Source organism: Paenibacillus sp. FSL R7-0313 (assembly GCF_037969885.1).
Lineage (GTDB): Bacteria > Bacillota > Bacilli > Paenibacillales > Paenibacillaceae > Paenibacillus.
On sequence record NZ_CP150219.1, the window covers coordinates 4,150,217 to 4,166,135 of the forward strand.

A 15,919-nucleotide genomic window follows, 5' to 3' on the forward strand; every position below is an offset into this window, starting at 1 on the left:
CACTGTTTAACTTATAAAGAACCGAATCGAGGTGACGTAGACAGATGATGACCGAGGAGATTCAGGAGCAATATGCGGACGAGCTTGAAGCTTTTCACATATGGATGAAGGACGCCGGATATACAGGCCATACGGTAAAATCATACACGGGTGACGTGGTGGAATTCCTGGTCTCCATTCAAGGAAAGTCACTGGAGCAGGTCAAAAAGCTGCATGTGCTGTCTTTTCTGTCCCGCGCTCGGGAGCGTGGGGTTAGTGATGCCACGAGAAATCGCAAACATGCGGCGGTGAACTGTTTTTACAAGTCCCTCATTGAACTTGAATTGTTAACCAATAATCCGGCGTTTGGGATCAAGAAATCCAAAACCGAGAAAAACCGTGCGCCCGTTTTCCTTGATGAAAGTGGGCTGACACGTTTCCTTGAGTCGGTAGATGGAAAGTATCGCACACGTAATCTGGCTGTTTTTCTGCTGATGGGATATATGGGATTACGGGTTGGAGAAGTGCATGCCTTGGATTGCAAAGATTATAATGCGGAGCGGCGTACATTGGACGTATTCGGTAAAGGTCGTAAATGGCGCTCGCTCCCTGTACCGGAGACTGTGGCAAAAGTACTGTCTCAAGCGATGGCTGAGCGTCTGGAACCTTGGCGACCAAAAGAGGAAGCGTTATTTGTCTCCCAGAAAGGGAAGAGACTGTCGATTCGCAGCATCCAGCTTATATCTACGGAAACCTTTGAACGATTCCAGCAGGAATCACCAGCCAATCAACGTCAAAATTACTCCAGTCATAAGCTGCGTCACTCCTTCGCGACCATGATGTTACGGCGTGGAGCCGACTTGCGTACGGTTCAGGAACTGCTTGGTCACGCGTCGATTCAAACAACAACGGTGTATACACATGTCACCAGTAGGGAGAAAGAAGAGGCTATGGCTCTGCTGGACGTTAAACTTCCGACATATTAGAAGAAAAAAGCCAATATTTAATCCAAAAAGGAGTCTGTCCAAGTGACAGGCTTTTTTGTTATTGATTTGATTGGTATAAATTTGAATGGTGGATTAAACAACATAATTAATATTATGTAAACTAACATCTGATATATAAATAGGCCTATAAATAGAAGTCAGACCAAAGAACCATTCGCCTCTTCTCTCAGGAAGAAACAAATGGTCCTTTTGGCTAGCACAGATATCTTAATTCACAACGTTTAACATGCTAAATCGTTCACGGTATGAATGATTATGTGGTCGGATTACTCCAATCCAGCGATTTGTTCTTTTAATTTGTTAGCAGATGCCTGGAAAGCCACTTTCTCGGATTCATTCAACGGAAGAGGCAGTATTTCGCGGACACCGTTGCGATCGACTACACATGGAACACCCAGATAAACATCCGATACGCCATTGTAATCTTCAAGCAACGTGGATACGTTCAGAACGGAGCCTTCGTTGCCGAGAATTGCAGCTACAATGCGGTCCAGAGCAAGGGCGATTGCATAGGAAGTCGCTCCTTTGGCATTAATAATCTCATACGCGGCATTTTTGGTGCGATCGAAGATATCTTGTTGTGTTTCTTCATCCAATTCCAGATCTGTTCCTGCAACGTTAGCCAAGCTCCATACCGGTACTTCGGAATCACCATGCTCACCAATAATGTGGGCGTGAATACTACGTGGGTCGATCCCTTTATTCTTACCAATCAGGTAACGGAAACGTGCGCTATCGAGCAATGTACCTGATCCGATGACACGGGAAGCAGGCCATCCACTTTGTTTCCATGAAGTATAGGACAAAATATCTACAGGATTCGTTGCAATTAACAAAATACCATGAGAATTTACTTCAGTAATACGTTCAATGATATCTTTGAAAATGCTTGCATTTTTCTTCAGCAGATCAATCCGGGTTTCGCCCGGCTTCTGGGAAGCACCCGCTGTAATAATAATGATATCTGCATCTTTGCAGTCGGAATAATCGCCAGCCCAAACTTTCACGCCTCCCGTAAATGGAAGACCGTGGTTCATATCCAGCATTTCGCCGGTTGCTTTATCATGATTCACATCCACAAATACCAACTCGGACGAACGCTGTCTTAACATTAGCGTGTATCCCGTTGTTGTTCCCACCGCACCCATGCCTACAATCACGACACGACTTGGTTTCAAAGCTGCACTATTTGTCATGTTCATATCCTCTCCTTTTTGGGTTATACTCCCATCCATATTAAGGGATTAGAGAACATAAAGCGAGTGTTGTCTATAAAATAGTTCACATTTCATGTCTTTTTACCAATTATTCCGTCGAAAAACAGTTTAGGATAAAATTAATGGTAATAAATGTGCGACATCTAGCCTAGAGCATCAGCCGGAAAAAGGGAGCGGGCAGCGCATACGTAGCCAATGAGCCTTTTACATAAGGTTTGTGGTAGAATAGGAGCAGTGGATTCTGATGAATCGTAAATAAAACGCCATAGGACAGGCATGCGCGCCTGTATATTGGATGAGAGAGGTGGAACCCACTTGCGTTCGCAATGGATTAAAATAGCGCAGACAGCATTGCTGTCTATAGGTATAGCAGCTGTATTGGCTGCATGCACCGACTCAGATCAACCTCCGGTAGCAGAACCTCCGCAGCAGCAGGAGGACGCCGGGAATACAGGGCAGACATTAACTGTCGTTCCCCCTGTGAATAGTACAGAATCTGCAGATATGGCCAAGTACCAAATACAGACCCGTTTGACCGATTTTCAGTTGCTCAATGACAACGGAGGATTGGCGTGGGGTGTGACGCGGAATGCGCTGCGCCTGTACTACACTCAGGATCAGGGAAAGACCTGGACCAATATTTCACCTTCGGAAAATGTACAATTTCCGGCTAACCCTAAATATGGACAAAGCATTTATTTTGTAGATCGTGCACATGGTTGGATTGTTCGTGAAGGCATGGGTGGAACAGATACCATGGTGCTTCGCACCAACAATGGGGGCGTAACTTGGAGCCTGTCTTCTCTGTCCAAAACGGATAAAGTGACTGCGATCTCATTTGTATCTCCTGAGAAAGGCTGGATTCTCACCACGGTTGATACCGCTATTGGTAAACAGGACAAGAAACTTTACTTCACCGAGGACGGTGGAATCACTTGGAACCGCATGTCATCCAGTGATGAAGACGGCAAACAGGAAGCAGAAGAGATTTCCAAACGTGGATACACAACGGGGATGACTTTCTCGGATCCAAAGCATGGTTTCTTAACAGCGCTTGAGTTCGGTACACCGAAGTTGTATGTAACATCAGACGGCGGAGAGAACTGGGATACTGGGCCATCCTTTTTTGATCGAAACAAATTCAACGGGTGTGGTAATTTTAGTGTTAGTTCACCACAATTTTTTGGACGTGAAGCGCAGTCAGCCTGGATATCAATGTCCTGTTCCCAAGGGGAGAGCACGACATTCAATGGATTCTTCACAACAGATGGAGGAAAGAGCTGGAAGCTGTCCAATTTCACTTTAAACAAACAAACGGGTCCGAATCGTAACCTTTCACCGGTATTTCTGAACGCTTTAGAAGGTTGGGCGATGCAAAAGGGCATAACCTACTACACCAAGGATGCGGGCAAAACATGGAGCGCTCTTCCTGCAAGTAGTGTACTGGAGAAAATTCTCGAAGACTATCCTGAGATTGTGAAGATGCAGATGGTTACCTCCAAGCTTGGCTGGATACTGGTTGAAAATACAGATGCCAAAAGATCGTTGTTATTGCAAACGGTGGACGGCGGTGTACATTGGAAAGTGCTTTAAAAGTAGAGTGTTGTAGATGTGAATAGATAAGGAAAGTGAGGAGCCAGAGGGTTCCTTTCTTTTTCTGTTTAGTTTGTGAAATAAATCACAATTTAATCTGTTAAAAGGTGATATATTTAACTCAACAAGAGAAGGAGTGATGAAGATGAGAACCAACGGTCAGACTCAATTCACGCAGGCGGACGATTTAACCAGATATATGCTTCAATTATGCTACACATGTGACGATGCCAATCGTTGTACAACAGAGGAAGCGGTGAAGGCTTGCATGGCAGAACACGCTCAGGCAGACCAGCCCGAACCAGCCGAAGGTGGAGATGTAACTCGCGGGTTTATGGACTTGATGTACGCATAGTTATCAAAACTGATCAAAAAAAGCTGATATATCAACGTTTTGCCCCTGAAGTACCCCCCTAGAATAGGACATTGGAAAAACCTCTGGGTTTAGCCGATGAAATTCTAGGGGGTGTATTTTTTTATGGCGATTAAAGGACACTTTGAAAGTGTTATCTCGGTTGTTATCACGGTTACTATTGTAATAGGAACGTTAGCAACTGAATCAGTTATTTATTCCGCGACATCTACGAATGACTTTGGCCCTCTGGCACCACAGATTATCACATTTCCAGCAAAAGATTTCAATCCACCACTCTTACTACAATTGACGTACACTGCTTTTATAGGCACTAGCCTGGTACCTGTTATTCGTGTAGGTCCTGAGAACTTCGATTGGTTCATTGTCTCAGACTAATCTGAACAAAAAGGATAATTATGGTGATATAGGAACAAATCCGATATCATCGGTAAATATGACTTCACTGGCATAAAGCTAGAGGAGTCATTTTTTTATTATTTGGATTTAAAATCCCAAAAATGTTAAAGTTAGGATATCCGACAGAAGAGAGGGGAATACTTAAATGGAAACTAAAGCAAATGGAGTTCTCAAAAATTTGACTTACCTTGTTTTAATTATTGTTTTATTCGCAGTTGGATCTATGTTACTCAATAACCAACTTACGCAAGCCAGAACGAGATTTGATGTTAGTCCTTTTTTGATAACAATTATACCAATTGTTTTCTTCGGAGGTATTGGTGTGGTTCTTGGATTAATGATTAGAGGACAATTGAGATCAACAAAACAACAGGACACATCGGGTTTCCTACTGATAACTTTACCGGCTCTTATTGTTTCTTTAAGTTATGTATGGGCCTCATTTGGATGGTTAAATGATTCTGTATATCAATATATTGTTGTTAATGACTATTTAGTGATTGTGGCTAGTGTAATCTTAGGATTCTCTATAATGTCAGCTTTACCAAAGAAAATTTAGGGTAATATCGGAATTTAGTTGGAAAGGTTCTCAGTAAAAATCCAACTTCTAATACTTTTAATTATATTACAGGCTGGGGTTATGTAAATTGGCATCCTGACTCAACCGTTTCAGGTCCTAGAGGTAACTCTGAAGCAACTGTAACTGCTACAGGTATGGGCTCGGACTACAAGTTATTCTTATTCTATGCATTAACTAAATAATTGGACTTATAAATTATGAACGAGCTCCACTACTAAAAGTTAGTGGGGCTCTATTTTTAATTATAGAGTTTTATCAAGCAGCGTGTCCGGCTCTTGTTTGTCTACAGCTCAGCAGTAGCCTTGCGGCCTAGTAAACGTTTGAGAATCCGGACCGCTTGATAATACTTATCTGCCCCATTCCTATAAATGTATGTGATGTCTCCCGCGCTGTTATACTTCCAAGGTAAAGTTATCTCCAATAGAACAATTCTGTTTTTTTCTGGAATTTATGACCGGTAGTATAATTGGGCTTAATGAAATATCTCCTGAATTGAATACATAAATAGAGCAGGAGGGATTATGGAAATGGCTAAAATCCGATGTAATTAACAACGTCTTCTACCACAAAGTGACTGAAATTCGCATCAACGTAGAGCAATTCATGAACGAGATTATGCAAGTGCCTTTGACAATCATAGATCTGCTCTGCGTCAGGTTATAGCGAGTCGTTTCTTTAGTTCCATCTAAATAGAACTCAGATGAGAAGCAATAAATCAGCTTGTACAACTACAAACGTATGTGAGAGAAAATTATAGTAAGATGGATCTGATGTACGCTTAGACTAATGATTCATGGAGAATGCTCCTGCGGGAGTGTTCTTTTTGATTTGTTGATAAATGTATGCGTTTTTAAATTCACTTCGCAAATATTGTAGCATGGGTTATTATAGAAATAATTAAGGTAATTTACTCAAAATGTGGAATTCGTGATAAAGGTCCGAAATAGCAGAAAGGATAAAACTATGAATATTCAAGATCTCCCAATTGAAATAAAAGAACATATAGGGAAAGTTCAGAAAATCACTTTTCCTAAGCAAGGTCATACTTCTACTGTGGCTATTCTGGATACGTTTGACCAAAAGTACATCATTAAGAAGACAGAAAACGATCTTTATAATGAATGGTTATTAGATGAATATAAGGTGCTCCAATACCTTTACCATACGGGACTCCCTGTTCCAAAGGCATATTTATTTCATATTGAGGACACATCGAGATGGCTTCTGATGGATTACATTGATGGAATAAGTTTAAGAGAATTTCTCTCTACGATGCCTGACCTCCAAAGTAAAGAAAAAGCGATTTTTAACTTTGGGCTTTGTTTAAAGAAAATACATGAATGCTCTTGTCCTGTTGAATTATTGAACAATGACACTCCTTGGTTAGAGACAATGCTTAATAAAGCAGAATATAATCTTACTCACTTTGCTGTAGACGGATCAGAAGAACTACTTCAACAGCTGAAAGAAGGAAGACCAAAACCAATAGAGAACACTTTCATTCATGGAGATTTTACTATAGATAATGTGCTAGTTAATGAATGCAATATTGTTGGAGTTATTGACTGGGCAGGTGTCGCTTATGGCGATCCAAGATATGATGTAGTATTAGCCATTAGACCGAAACAGAACGCGTTTGATAATGAAAGAGATAGAGAAATATTTTATAACGGGTACGGAAAGTTAAGAATAACGGATGAAGAGTACGATTATTTTGAAGACGGGATATATAACTTCTTTTAGTCTGGTTATAAATTGTTCTTCAAACGTATATTAATCTCTCTAGAAGGAGTCGAATACATGAGCCCTCCAAAACATATCGTATCTGCCGCTGCAATTGTGATCAACGACAAAAATGAATTATTACTTATTAGAGGACCCCGAAGAGGATGGGAAATGCCAGGTGGTCAAGTGGAAGAAGGAGAATCTCTAAGTCAAGCAGCGATCAGAGAGACAAAAGAGGAATCCGGAATCGACATCGAAATCATCAAATTCTGTGGAATATTTCAAAATATCGAAAATTCAATATGTAACACATTATTTCTAGCCAAACCAATAGGAGGAGAATTAACGACATCATCGGAGAGTTTAGATTCTGGTTTCTTTCCAATTGAAGAAGCCATTTTAAAAGTCGAATGGAAAAACTTCAGAGAAAGAATAGAGTATTGCTTAAAACCTGAGATGCAACCTTTTTGCATTGAGTTCAGTGATAAGAATAATATTTAAAAGTTATCAGAAAGGAGGTTCAATCAATGAAACGAGTCGATGTAGTATACTCACTACTAACCAATCCATCCAAATCTAAAGTCCTTGCAGTAAGAAATGTAGAACGTTCAAGCTGGTCGCTGCCTGGCGGAGCTGTTGAACCAGATGAATCATGGGAACAAGCAGCAATCAGGGAAGTCAAGGAAGAAACAGGACTTGATGTTGGCGTCCACGGTATTGTAGCAATAAACGAGTGTAAATTTGAAGAAATCAAGGAACATGCCATTTTTATCACATTCAGAGCGGAAATCGTCGGAGGGAGAGAAGAGATATCCAGACCAGACGAAATCTCTGAGATTGCATGGTTGGATATAACACAGGCAGATGAGCTTATGCCTTACTACAAGAACGGCTTTAAAAGCTTACTTAATGGTAATGAGATTACATATTTCAACGAAGGTAACAAGTGATGTTCTGGATGTAGTTTTGTGATTAAAGCAAAAAAACGGTGATTAAATGAAATGAATCGGAGAGTGGGTTATGTTTAAATATCAAATGGATACTGCTACCTATATATCGCTATTGGCAATGAAAGATGCACCCCAATTATATAATTTGATCGATCGAAACAGGGATCATATAGGAGCGTGGTTGAAGTTCCCCAGTATGACATTAACAGAAGATGATTCAAGAAATTTCATCAAGGGAACACGTATACGCTATGCTCAAGATGATGGTTATTGGTTAGGAATCTGGTGTGGAGACGAGCTTGCTGGTTCTATTGGATACTTATACATTGATCAAGAAAACAAGAAGACGGAAATAGGATATTGGCTAGGTCAGGAATATGAGGGTAGGGGACTTATTACAAAATCGATTAAAGTGTTAATTGCTCACGCATTTGATGAACTTGAATTAAATAAAGTTGAAATTGGCGTAGCAACAGACAACTTCAAAAGCCGCGCAATTCCTGAAAAATTAGGCTTTCAACGTGAAGGTGAATTAAGAGATTACGAATATATTAATGGTGCATATTTAAACAGGATTATTTATGGGTTGAAAGCAGATCAATGGAGAACGTAATAAATCAAAATTTATTTTAACTAAAGGAGCTTGTTATGAGAAAATTACCGCTGTTTATAGTGACAGGCGCAAGTGGAACAGGAAAAACAACGATCTCTTCGCATGTTCGGAAGCAACTTCCCGAATTTGACGTCTTTGATATGGATATCATCGATAACGTGGATTGGCAGATTGCCAAAGAGAATTGGTTGAGGATTGCGTATAACATATCGCTAAGTGGACGAGGGACTGTTTTATGCGGAACGATGGTACCGGAAAATATTGCATCATCCGATTACATAGATCGATTTGATCGAATTCTATATATGAATTTGCATTGTGACGATGTTACTCGCGAGACACGTTTAAGAGCCCGTGGGTGGGACGAGAACTCGATCAAGGATCACAAGAATTTTGCAAATTGGCTACTCCAGAATTCGAAAACTGCATTTGACCCGCCAATGCAAACAATTGATACGACAGAACTTACAGCAGAGGGAGTAGCTGAACAGATTAAAGAATGGGTTTTAAAGAACTGGTGTGTTGAATGAACACCTAAAACAACTTCATAGTTAGATTGAGTGGGAGGAACAGGATGTTACCTTTTCAAGTGAATGAATCTATTGTATTAAAGCTGATCCAATCTCAAGATAGAGATGAGTTGTACGCGTTGATTGATGAGAATAGAAAGTACTTGAGAGCGTGGTTACTCTGGGTTGATAAAAGACAATCGCCCAGCGATTTAGATTCTGTAATAGAAGTATGGACACATAATTATGAAGAGAGGAACGGTTTTGATTCCGGAATATGGTTCAATGAACAATTGGTCGGGATGTTAGGATTACATTATATTGATTGGACTAATCGAGCAACGAGCATTGGATATTTTTTAGCTGAGTCAGCACAGGGCAAAGGAATCATTACCAAATCAATAGAACAATTGCTTAAATATCTCTTTAACGAGTTGAAGTTAAATCGTGTAATCATTCAATGTGCAGAAAACAATTTTAAAAGCAGAGCAATACCTGAGAAAATCGGATTTACAAATGAGGGTACATCCAGAGAAGCTCAATGGGTCTATGACCATTATGAGAATGTTGTGACTTATAGTTTATTGTCTAGTGAATGGCATACTTAAACGGTAGAGTACGTCATCTTGGTGAGACGAAGGAGGTCACGAATTGTTTCTCAATGTATTACTTTGGTTGATTATTCTCTGGGTGATCTCCCTTTATTTCAGTTTCCCTAAGAAAGATCGCATATACACAGTCAATGTGCCGAGCACATATTACATTCAATCTTCAAATCGGTTGGATATTCAGAAAAACTACGAATGCGCTGCATTTTCCAGTGCGTTTGTCTTGAGACATTTCGGGGTAGAGTCCAACGGAACAAAGCTATATGAAACCTATCCTCGCAAATTACTGGATGGAACCGTATATCCCAAAGCGGTCGTTGTTTTTTTCAGAAAACTAGGATATCAGGCAATGTACTTACGAGGAAATGTGAATACGTTGAAGAAACAGATCAGTCAGGGTGTGCCTGTTATTTTATTTATTAGAGTACATCCCAAACAACGTTATTTGCATTTTGTTCCCGTCGTTGGCTATGATGAAACACATTTTTACTTGGCAGAATCGTTAGACCACAAGATTAATTGTGATGAAGAATATTACAATCGAAAAATCAGCATAAGTGAACTCAACATGTTATGGAGGTCGTGGTTACCTTTTTCTCAAAACTCCTATATCGTCGTACACCCGACGCAGATTTAAGACGGCTCTCTTTCAATGGGCATGATTTATTAGCTTTAAACGAACTAATCGGCATTATTCGGAACGTCTGCGTGGTTAAATCATGAAACTCATGCCCAAATGGCATGAGTTTTTTTGAACAAATATCGCTACGCAAACCAGCTCGCCTCAATTAATGGTTATGAACAATTTAGATCAACCGTATGGGCGGTGTGATATCCATTTTATTGTTTTTTCTGGGAATTAGCTGAGTTTTTTACTAAAATGGTTGTTCGTCCACGCATCTTTTCATCTACATACGTACATTAAACCATGTCTATAGGGAGGTGTCCACACTGTGAGTCATTCAGAAGTGAAGAAACGTATGAAGAGAAAAAAGGCAATATTACATCCGTGTAAAGTTAAAAGAAAAGAACGCCGATTAAAAGTGGTCAAAAAGTTTGTTCAAGTAAAATGTCCGCCTCCAGAAGTGAATATATCTACCCCTACTGTTGTTGGACCAACAGGACCCCAAGGTATACAAGGCGTACAGGGCGTACAAGGTGTTCCAGGTAAACAAGGGGTTGAAGGGCCACCTGGAGCTCAAGGACCAGCAGGGGGGCCACCTGGACCACAAGGGCCTCAGGGACAGCCTGGTCCTGCTGGAGCGGTAGGTTCTCAAGGTCCGGTCGGACCTGCTGGACCTATGGGAGCACAGGGGATTCCGGGAGAAGCAGGGGCTGTAGGGCCACAAGGTCCGCAAGGTAATCCCGGACCTGCCGGGGCAATTGGGCCTCAAGGTGTTGCTGGAGCTGTTGGGCCGACGGGTGCGACAGGAGCTGCAGGAGCAGTAGGCCCGGCAGGCCCGGCCGGTGCAGCAGGAGCGGTAGGCCCAGCAGGGCCAGCCGGTGCAGCAGGAGGAGTAGGTCCGGCAGGGCCTGCCGGTGCAGCAGGAGCAGTAGGTCCGACTGGTGCGACAGGAGTAGCTGGTCCAGCTGGAGCCACGGGAGGTACAGGTGCAACAGGAGCAGCCGGAAGCGTACTGGGATTTGCTGACTTTTTCGCACTGATGCCACCTGATAATGCTGCAACGGTTGCTCCCGGTACAGACGTAAGCTTTCCTCAAGATGGACCGACAAGTGGAACAACTATTGCTCGGACGGGGCCTAGTTCATTCAATCTAGCAGCCATTGGTACGTATCAGATTTTATTCCAGGTGAGCATCAATGAAGCCGGTCAATTAATCTTAACTCTCAATGGGGCAGATTTGGCTCCTACTGTAGTTGGGCGAGCAACGGGAACGTCTCAGATTGTTGGTATGGCTTTGGTGCAGACAACCGTGATTAATTCTATTCTGACCGTGCGGAACCCGGCTGGTAATGCTACTGCATTAACAATTACGCCACTTGCAGGCGGAACTAGACCTGTATCGGCACATCTTGTGATCACACAATTAGCGTGAATCCGGTAATAGGCTAGGCTAATTGTCCTCAGCTTTATTAAATATGCATCCACAATGGTAACATGGGTTTGCTTGAACTGAGATAACAGTATTTCCTTGAAGCTGTTATCTCAGTTGGAGCGGATAATGGTACAGGAGTAACTACATATCGGATACCCTTTTTGTTTTGTGAGGAATGGTGAAAACGTCACCACTAATTATTTTTTCAGTTGTTAATATGATAAAATATTGGAAAAACCTCAGAGGTGAGTACATGAAGAATGGACACTGGAGAAAAATAACATGGGTTGTTGCGGCATTATTATTAATCATGATCACGGCTTGCAGCAATAGCAAATTCAATCCAAACGAATTTTCAGAACAGGATCTGGCTGTGACGAAAACCGACAGTGAGGATAAGATTACGTATGGAATGAGTCAGGAAGAAGCGGAGAAAATCCTCGGTCAGGGAACATCAACTGGTGTGGGTCAATCCTATCAATACAATAACGGGATCACGATTGGTTATAGGGATGCCAAAGTCGTTAGTATCATCTTGAATAAGGACTCGAAAGGGTACTTTAAGACGGCTCGCGGGGCAGAGGCGGGGATGACACATCAAGAGATTCTCGATCTGTATGGCAAGGAACATGTTTTGGTCGAATCTGAACGTAATATCGATTATGCCTATCATATTCAGAAGGAAACATTCCTGGATGAGAAGTCGCTGCAAGCGGAAAAAGATGATTTGGCTATCTATCGTGCATCGTTCATGCTGACAAAAGAGGGACAGGTTAATCAGGTTATATTATCGGATCAACGATTTGCAACAACCTTTAAGTAAAACATGGTTGCTAGGCAGTAGAATATTAGATAATGAAATAGTACTTATTTTCGTATGAGGCAACCCTTCGGTATTCTGCCGGAGGGTTTTCCCCTCACACCGTTCGATTTCAATCCGGATAACAAGTTCTTTGTTTACGTGCATATACATTACAGGAGACGGGTCAAGACTCCGGCTGTCCTAAGTTGTATGAACGGAGGGAGAGACATGGGCATTGAATCATCTTGGATGTTTGATTTGTTTGGAACCGTCTTTCCGGTTGTATTTGTTCTGATTATAGGTATAGTCCTTCTGTCGATGGGAAAGGAGGTATGGAGGTGGGGACGCAACAACTCGGAGCCGCTATTGACCGTGCCTTCACGAATCACCAGCAGACGGATGAAGATGAGTCAGTCGCAATCTGAACCAGGCAGTACAGCACGAACGTTATATTACGTCACCTTTGAAGTAGAAAGTGGAGATCGGCTCGAATTCAGAGTCAATGGCGAAGAGTATGGTTTGTGTGCTGAGGGGGACGAAGGACGGCTCTCGTTCAAAGGAACGCGTTATGTAGGCTTCGAGCGATATAATCGCGTATATTCCGAACGCCTACGTGGTTAAACTGAGCAGCTTACGCCAGAATGGCGTGAGTTTTTTTTGATTATTTGTTGGACAAGCGTTTCTTAATGGGCCTAACGTGTTTTTATATAAGAAGAGGCTTATAAGATTATGATCGAAGGATCATTACAATAGAGGAGGCAATCAATATGTCATTTACAGATCAGGTCGTTGTTGTAACCGGGGCCGCTCAGGGAATAGGACGAAGTGTGGCTGAGGCTTATGCGGTCGCTGGAGCCAAAGTTGTACTTGCCGATCACAAGGAAGCCGAGGGTGCCGCAGCCGCAGCTTCCATTCGTAATGAAGGCGGAGAAGCCATTTTTGTTCAATGTGATGTTCGGAGCGAGCAGGATATTACGAATCTTTTTCGGACAACCGTGGAAGAATTCAAACAAATTGATGTTTTGGTGAATAATGCAGGACTCGCCAAGTGGAAGTCACCCTATGAGCTGACGCTGGAAGAATGGGACGATGTACTCAATACCAATGTGAGAAGTTGCTTTTTGGCGAGTCGGGAAGCAGCCAAACATATGAAAAGTAATGAACATGGGGGTGCCATTATCAACATGGCTTCTACCCGTGCGCTGATGTCTGAACCAGATACCGAAGCTTATGCCGCATCCAAAGGAGCGATTATAGCTCTGACGCATGCGCTGGCGGTCTCACTGGGCAAGGACCAAATTCGGGTCAATTGTATCAGTCCGGGATGGATTGAGACAGGAGACGTGGAGAAATTGAAAAAGGAGGATCATGAACAGCATCCCTCCGGTCGTGTGGGTGTTCCTTCGGATATCTCCCGTGCTTGTTTATATTTGTCTGATCCAAGCAATACCTTTGTCACAGGGACCAACCTCGTTATTGATGGAGGCATGACCCGAAAAATGATATATGAGGACTAGAACCGGGATTGAGCCGGGCGACCCCTAAGATTTTCCAACATAAGAGTAATAAGCCCAAGTTAAGCACTTGGGCTTATTTGTTTTTAATAACTCGGTTGCTATAATAAATGTGATTTTACAACAGTAGAGGAATGGAGGGAGTATATGTTCGGGAAACAATCCCGGAAGGTATTTTGGCTGTTACTGCTGATCGGAGGGATGATAATGATAGGGAATGAGTCACCTGCTGAAGCAGACGGCGCAGATATACGGGCGGCCTGGGTATGGCAGGCACAGTCTGTTAGCAACGGAGATGAGCTGTTGGCCAATGCAGCTAAACATAAGATAAACAGGCTGTACGTGAATGTAGACATGACGCTGTCCAAGGAGGTATACCAGACGTTTATAGCCAAAGCAAGCCGTGCGGGTATTGCGGTTGAAGCGCTGGGAGGCGATCCATCCTGGGCACTCAGTGGCCGTGAAGGCCCCATGCTCAGATTAGCGTCGTGGGTAAGTGATTACAATCAAGCTGCTGAGCCCAACGAGCAATTTGATGCCATACATCTGGATATCAAGCCCTATGTGTTACCAGCCTGGAAAGAAGATGCCCAGCCACTGGTACAATCCTGGGTAGCCAATATGAATCTGTTATTTGAGCAAGTGAGACAGGATGGCGCAGTTGCAGTGAATATTGACCTGCCATTTTGGCTGGATTCCTATACCGTCACAGGAAATAGAGTTTCTGAGGATGCAGATAACGAACCATTGTCACGTTGGTTCATTGAACAAGTGGAGCATGTCACTTTACTCGCTTACCGTGATAACGCGCAAGGGAACAATGGTATTATACGTTTGATTGAACAGGAAATGAACTGGGCAGATGCCAGCAATGTGAGCGTCACGGTTGGGTTGAACACCAAGCCCATGCCTGGCGAGGAGTTCACGACATTTGCCGGGAAAGGTGCAGCACAACTGGAAAGTGTTATTGAAGAAGTTGCCTCCGCATTCGGCGAGCATAGTTCCTACGCAGGTTCTGCTGTACATGACATCGTATACTGGGGACAACTGGAGCCGTCGGAACTGCCATCACCGGAGATTCCATCCAATCAGCCAGAGATTCGAGGAACGTATATCTGGGAGGCCTCTCAGGTGACGAATGACGGGGGAGAGCACATACTAGCATTTGCTAGAGAGCAGAATATTAACTGGTTGTATGTCCGTTTGGACCTGGATCAACCCTATTCCAGTTACCGCAGTTTTGTGAAACGGGCAAAAGCGCAGGGCATTGAGATCCATGCGATGGGTGGACACCCCATCTGGGGCAAAAAGGAGAATCGTCCACGCATTCAGCGATTGATTGATTATGTGAAAAACTATAATGCTGAGTCCGAACCGGATGAACGATTTGAAGGCATCCATCTGGATATTGAGCCTTACACATTGCCAGAGTGGGAGAATAGTCGGGACACCTTATTGACCGAATGGGCTGCCAACATTACATTTTTCCAGGAAGAAACAAAGAAGGACAGTGATCTCGAAACAAGCGCAGATCTTGCTGTATGGCTGGATAGCTTCGCGTTGCCAGGAAAGGATACATCTGTAGCGGAGTTTATGATCCGTACACTCGATCATGTGTCGCTGATGGCTTTCCGTAACAACGCCGAAGGTTCCAATGGGATTGCTGCTGTTGTGAGTCAGGAGATGGAGATCGCGGATCGTTTCGGTAAAAGTTTGATGATTTCGGTCGAAATGAAGCAGAATCACGAAGGTCCTCATATTTCTTTTTATGAAAAAGGGGCAGCGGAGATGGAACTTCAGCTTGCCAAGCTTCCGGATCTGTTGGCCGAATATCAGGCTTATCAAGGCAACATTGTTCATGCCTATGATTATTGGATTGAAGCCAAGCCTTAAACAGGCGAGTATTATAAGAAACGAGTTGCTTCGGGACTTCACCTTGGGTGAGGTTCCGGGCTTTTTTTTATGGAAAAAAGATGGAATCGTGTCACCGAAT

18 protein-coding genes and 1 pseudogene are annotated in these 15,919 nt (G+C 42.8%); 18 read left to right on the top strand and 1 reads right to left on the bottom strand.

Annotated features, from left to right (window positions below):
• Nucleotides 1-44 precede the first annotated feature (44 nt).
• Nucleotides 45-965 carry a tyrosine-type recombinase/integrase gene (locus NSQ38_RS18280; RefSeq protein ID WP_339783308.1) on the top strand — a complete coding sequence of 307 codons (921 nt, stop codon included), beginning with the start codon at nucleotides 45-47 and terminating at the stop codon, nucleotides 963-965.
• A 287-nt stretch (nucleotides 966-1,252) separates the two neighbouring features.
• Here NSQ38_RS18280 and NSQ38_RS18285 read toward each other — a convergent pair whose 3' ends face one another.
• Nucleotides 1,253-2,182 carry an L-lactate dehydrogenase gene (locus NSQ38_RS18285; protein WP_338587177.1) on the bottom strand — a complete coding sequence of 310 codons (930 nt, stop codon included), beginning with the start codon at nucleotides 2,180-2,182 and terminating at the stop codon, nucleotides 1,253-1,255.
• A gap of 336 nt (nucleotides 2,183-2,518) precedes the next feature.
• Between NSQ38_RS18285 and NSQ38_RS18290 the strand changes: the two genes are divergently transcribed.
• The 17 genes and pseudogenes from NSQ38_RS18290 (at nucleotide 2,519) to NSQ38_RS18370 (ending at nucleotide 15,819) form a co-directional block, all read left to right on the top strand.
• Entirely contained in the window at nucleotides 2,519-3,796 is a 1,278-nt protein-coding gene (locus NSQ38_RS18290) for a hypothetical protein (protein ID WP_339783310.1), read from the top strand.
• A 145-nt stretch (nucleotides 3,797-3,941) separates the two neighbouring features.
• Nucleotides 3,942-4,151, top strand: coding sequence for a hypothetical protein (locus NSQ38_RS18295; RefSeq protein ID WP_278294679.1), 210 nt, complete (start codon nucleotides 3,942-3,944; stop codon nucleotides 4,149-4,151).
• A gap of 123 nt (nucleotides 4,152-4,274) precedes the next feature.
• Nucleotides 4,275-4,547: a hypothetical protein gene (locus NSQ38_RS18300; protein WP_339783312.1), complete on the top strand. Its 273-nt coding sequence runs from the start codon at nucleotides 4,275-4,277 to the stop codon at nucleotides 4,545-4,547.
• Nucleotides 4,548-4,713: 166 nt separating this feature from the next.
• On the top strand, nucleotides 4,714-5,127 hold the full coding sequence (locus NSQ38_RS18305; RefSeq protein WP_127550656.1) for a hypothetical protein: 414 nt from the start codon (nucleotides 4,714-4,716) through the stop codon (nucleotides 5,125-5,127).
• 504 nt (nucleotides 5,128-5,631) lie between these two features.
• A pseudogene (locus NSQ38_RS18310) lies at nucleotides 5,632-5,811 on the top strand (IS630 family transposase); the annotation flags it as partial.
• Nucleotides 5,812-6,111: 300 nt separating this feature from the next.
• Entirely contained in the window at nucleotides 6,112-6,891 is a 780-nt protein-coding gene (locus NSQ38_RS18315) for a phosphotransferase (protein ID WP_339783313.1), read from the top strand.
• A gap of 57 nt (nucleotides 6,892-6,948) precedes the next feature.
• Nucleotides 6,949-7,374: an NUDIX hydrolase gene (locus NSQ38_RS18320; RefSeq protein WP_339783315.1), complete on the top strand. Its 426-nt coding sequence runs from the start codon at nucleotides 6,949-6,951 to the stop codon at nucleotides 7,372-7,374.
• 26 nt (nucleotides 7,375-7,400) lie between these two features.
• Entirely contained in the window at nucleotides 7,401-7,823 is a 423-nt protein-coding gene (locus NSQ38_RS18325) for an NUDIX hydrolase (protein WP_339783317.1), read from the top strand.
• Nucleotides 7,824-7,893: 70 nt separating this feature from the next.
• Nucleotides 7,894-8,436, top strand: a complete 543-nt coding sequence (locus NSQ38_RS18330; RefSeq protein ID WP_339783319.1) for a GNAT family protein — start codon at nucleotides 7,894-7,896, stop codon at nucleotides 8,434-8,436.
• A gap of 35 nt (nucleotides 8,437-8,471) precedes the next feature.
• A complete protein-coding gene (locus NSQ38_RS18335; RefSeq protein WP_339783320.1) occupies nucleotides 8,472-8,966 on the top strand; it encodes an AAA family ATPase in 495 nt (164 codons plus the stop codon).
• A gap of 44 nt (nucleotides 8,967-9,010) precedes the next feature.
• The gene (locus NSQ38_RS18340; RefSeq protein ID WP_339783322.1) at nucleotides 9,011-9,553 is read left to right on the top strand and encodes a GNAT family protein; all 543 of its coding nucleotides are present in this window, start codon (nucleotides 9,011-9,013) and stop codon (nucleotides 9,551-9,553) included.
• Between the two features lie 43 nt (nucleotides 9,554-9,596).
• Nucleotides 9,597-10,190, top strand: a complete 594-nt coding sequence (locus tag NSQ38_RS18345) for a C39 family peptidase (protein WP_339783324.1) — start codon at nucleotides 9,597-9,599, stop codon at nucleotides 10,188-10,190.
• 316 nt (nucleotides 10,191-10,506) lie between these two features.
• Nucleotides 10,507-11,610 (top strand): collagen-like protein, encoded by a 1,104-nt coding sequence (locus tag NSQ38_RS18350; protein WP_339783326.1) that lies wholly within the window; start codon nucleotides 10,507-10,509, stop codon nucleotides 11,608-11,610.
• Nucleotides 11,611-11,863: 253 nt separating this feature from the next.
• Nucleotides 11,864-12,433, top strand: a complete 570-nt coding sequence (locus tag NSQ38_RS18355) for a hypothetical protein (RefSeq protein ID WP_339783328.1) — start codon at nucleotides 11,864-11,866, stop codon at nucleotides 12,431-12,433.
• 207 nt (nucleotides 12,434-12,640) lie between these two features.
• Complete coding sequence (locus NSQ38_RS18360; protein WP_338587164.1) at nucleotides 12,641-13,033, top strand: DUF2500 domain-containing protein; 393 nt, start codon at nucleotides 12,641-12,643, stop codon at nucleotides 13,031-13,033.
• Nucleotides 13,034-13,179: 146 nt separating this feature from the next.
• Nucleotides 13,180-13,929, top strand: coding sequence for a glucose 1-dehydrogenase (locus NSQ38_RS18365; protein WP_339783330.1), 750 nt, complete (start codon nucleotides 13,180-13,182; stop codon nucleotides 13,927-13,929).
• 204 nt (nucleotides 13,930-14,133) lie between these two features.
• The gene (locus NSQ38_RS18370; RefSeq protein WP_339783332.1) at nucleotides 14,134-15,819 is read left to right on the top strand and encodes a hypothetical protein; all 1,686 of its coding nucleotides are present in this window, start codon (nucleotides 14,134-14,136) and stop codon (nucleotides 15,817-15,819) included.
• The last annotated feature ends 100 nt before the right edge of the window (nucleotides 15,820-15,919 follow it).

Excerpts from the sequence above, each read along its gene's own strand:
- NSQ38_RS18325 (WP_339783317.1), top strand. The coding sequence starts at position 7,401 with ATGAAACGAGTCGATGTAGTATACTCACTACTAACCAATCCATCCAAA.
- NSQ38_RS18285 (WP_338587177.1), bottom strand. The coding sequence starts at position 2,182 with ATGACAAATAGTGCAGCTTTGAAACCAAGTCGTGTCGTGATTGTAGGC.
- NSQ38_RS18335 (WP_339783320.1), top strand. The coding sequence starts at position 8,472 with ATGAGAAAATTACCGCTGTTTATAGTGACAGGCGCAAGTGGAACAGGA.
- NSQ38_RS18355 (WP_339783328.1), top strand. The coding sequence starts at position 11,864 with ATGAAGAATGGACACTGGAGAAAAATAACATGGGTTGTTGCGGCATTA.
- NSQ38_RS18330 (WP_339783319.1), top strand. The coding sequence starts at position 7,894 with ATGTTTAAATATCAAATGGATACTGCTACCTATATATCGCTATTGGCA.
- NSQ38_RS18300 (WP_339783312.1), top strand. The coding sequence starts at position 4,275 with ATGGCGATTAAAGGACACTTTGAAAGTGTTATCTCGGTTGTTATCACG.
- NSQ38_RS18365 (WP_339783330.1), top strand. The coding sequence starts at position 13,180 with ATGTCATTTACAGATCAGGTCGTTGTTGTAACCGGGGCCGCTCAGGGA.
- NSQ38_RS18360 (WP_338587164.1), top strand. The coding sequence starts at position 12,641 with ATGGGCATTGAATCATCTTGGATGTTTGATTTGTTTGGAACCGTCTTT.
- NSQ38_RS18280 (WP_339783308.1), top strand. The coding sequence starts at position 45 with ATGATGACCGAGGAGATTCAGGAGCAATATGCGGACGAGCTTGAAGCT.
- NSQ38_RS18315 (WP_339783313.1), top strand. The coding sequence starts at position 6,112 with ATGAATATTCAAGATCTCCCAATTGAAATAAAAGAACATATAGGGAAA.
- NSQ38_RS18320 (WP_339783315.1), top strand. The coding sequence starts at position 6,949 with ATGAGCCCTCCAAAACATATCGTATCTGCCGCTGCAATTGTGATCAAC.
- NSQ38_RS18370 (WP_339783332.1), top strand. The coding sequence starts at position 14,134 with ATGATAGGGAATGAGTCACCTGCTGAAGCAGACGGCGCAGATATACGG.
- NSQ38_RS18295 (WP_278294679.1), top strand. The coding sequence starts at position 3,942 with ATGAGAACCAACGGTCAGACTCAATTCACGCAGGCGGACGATTTAACC.
- NSQ38_RS18340 (WP_339783322.1), top strand. The coding sequence starts at position 9,011 with ATGTTACCTTTTCAAGTGAATGAATCTATTGTATTAAAGCTGATCCAA.
- NSQ38_RS18305 (WP_127550656.1), top strand. The coding sequence starts at position 4,714 with ATGGAAACTAAAGCAAATGGAGTTCTCAAAAATTTGACTTACCTTGTT.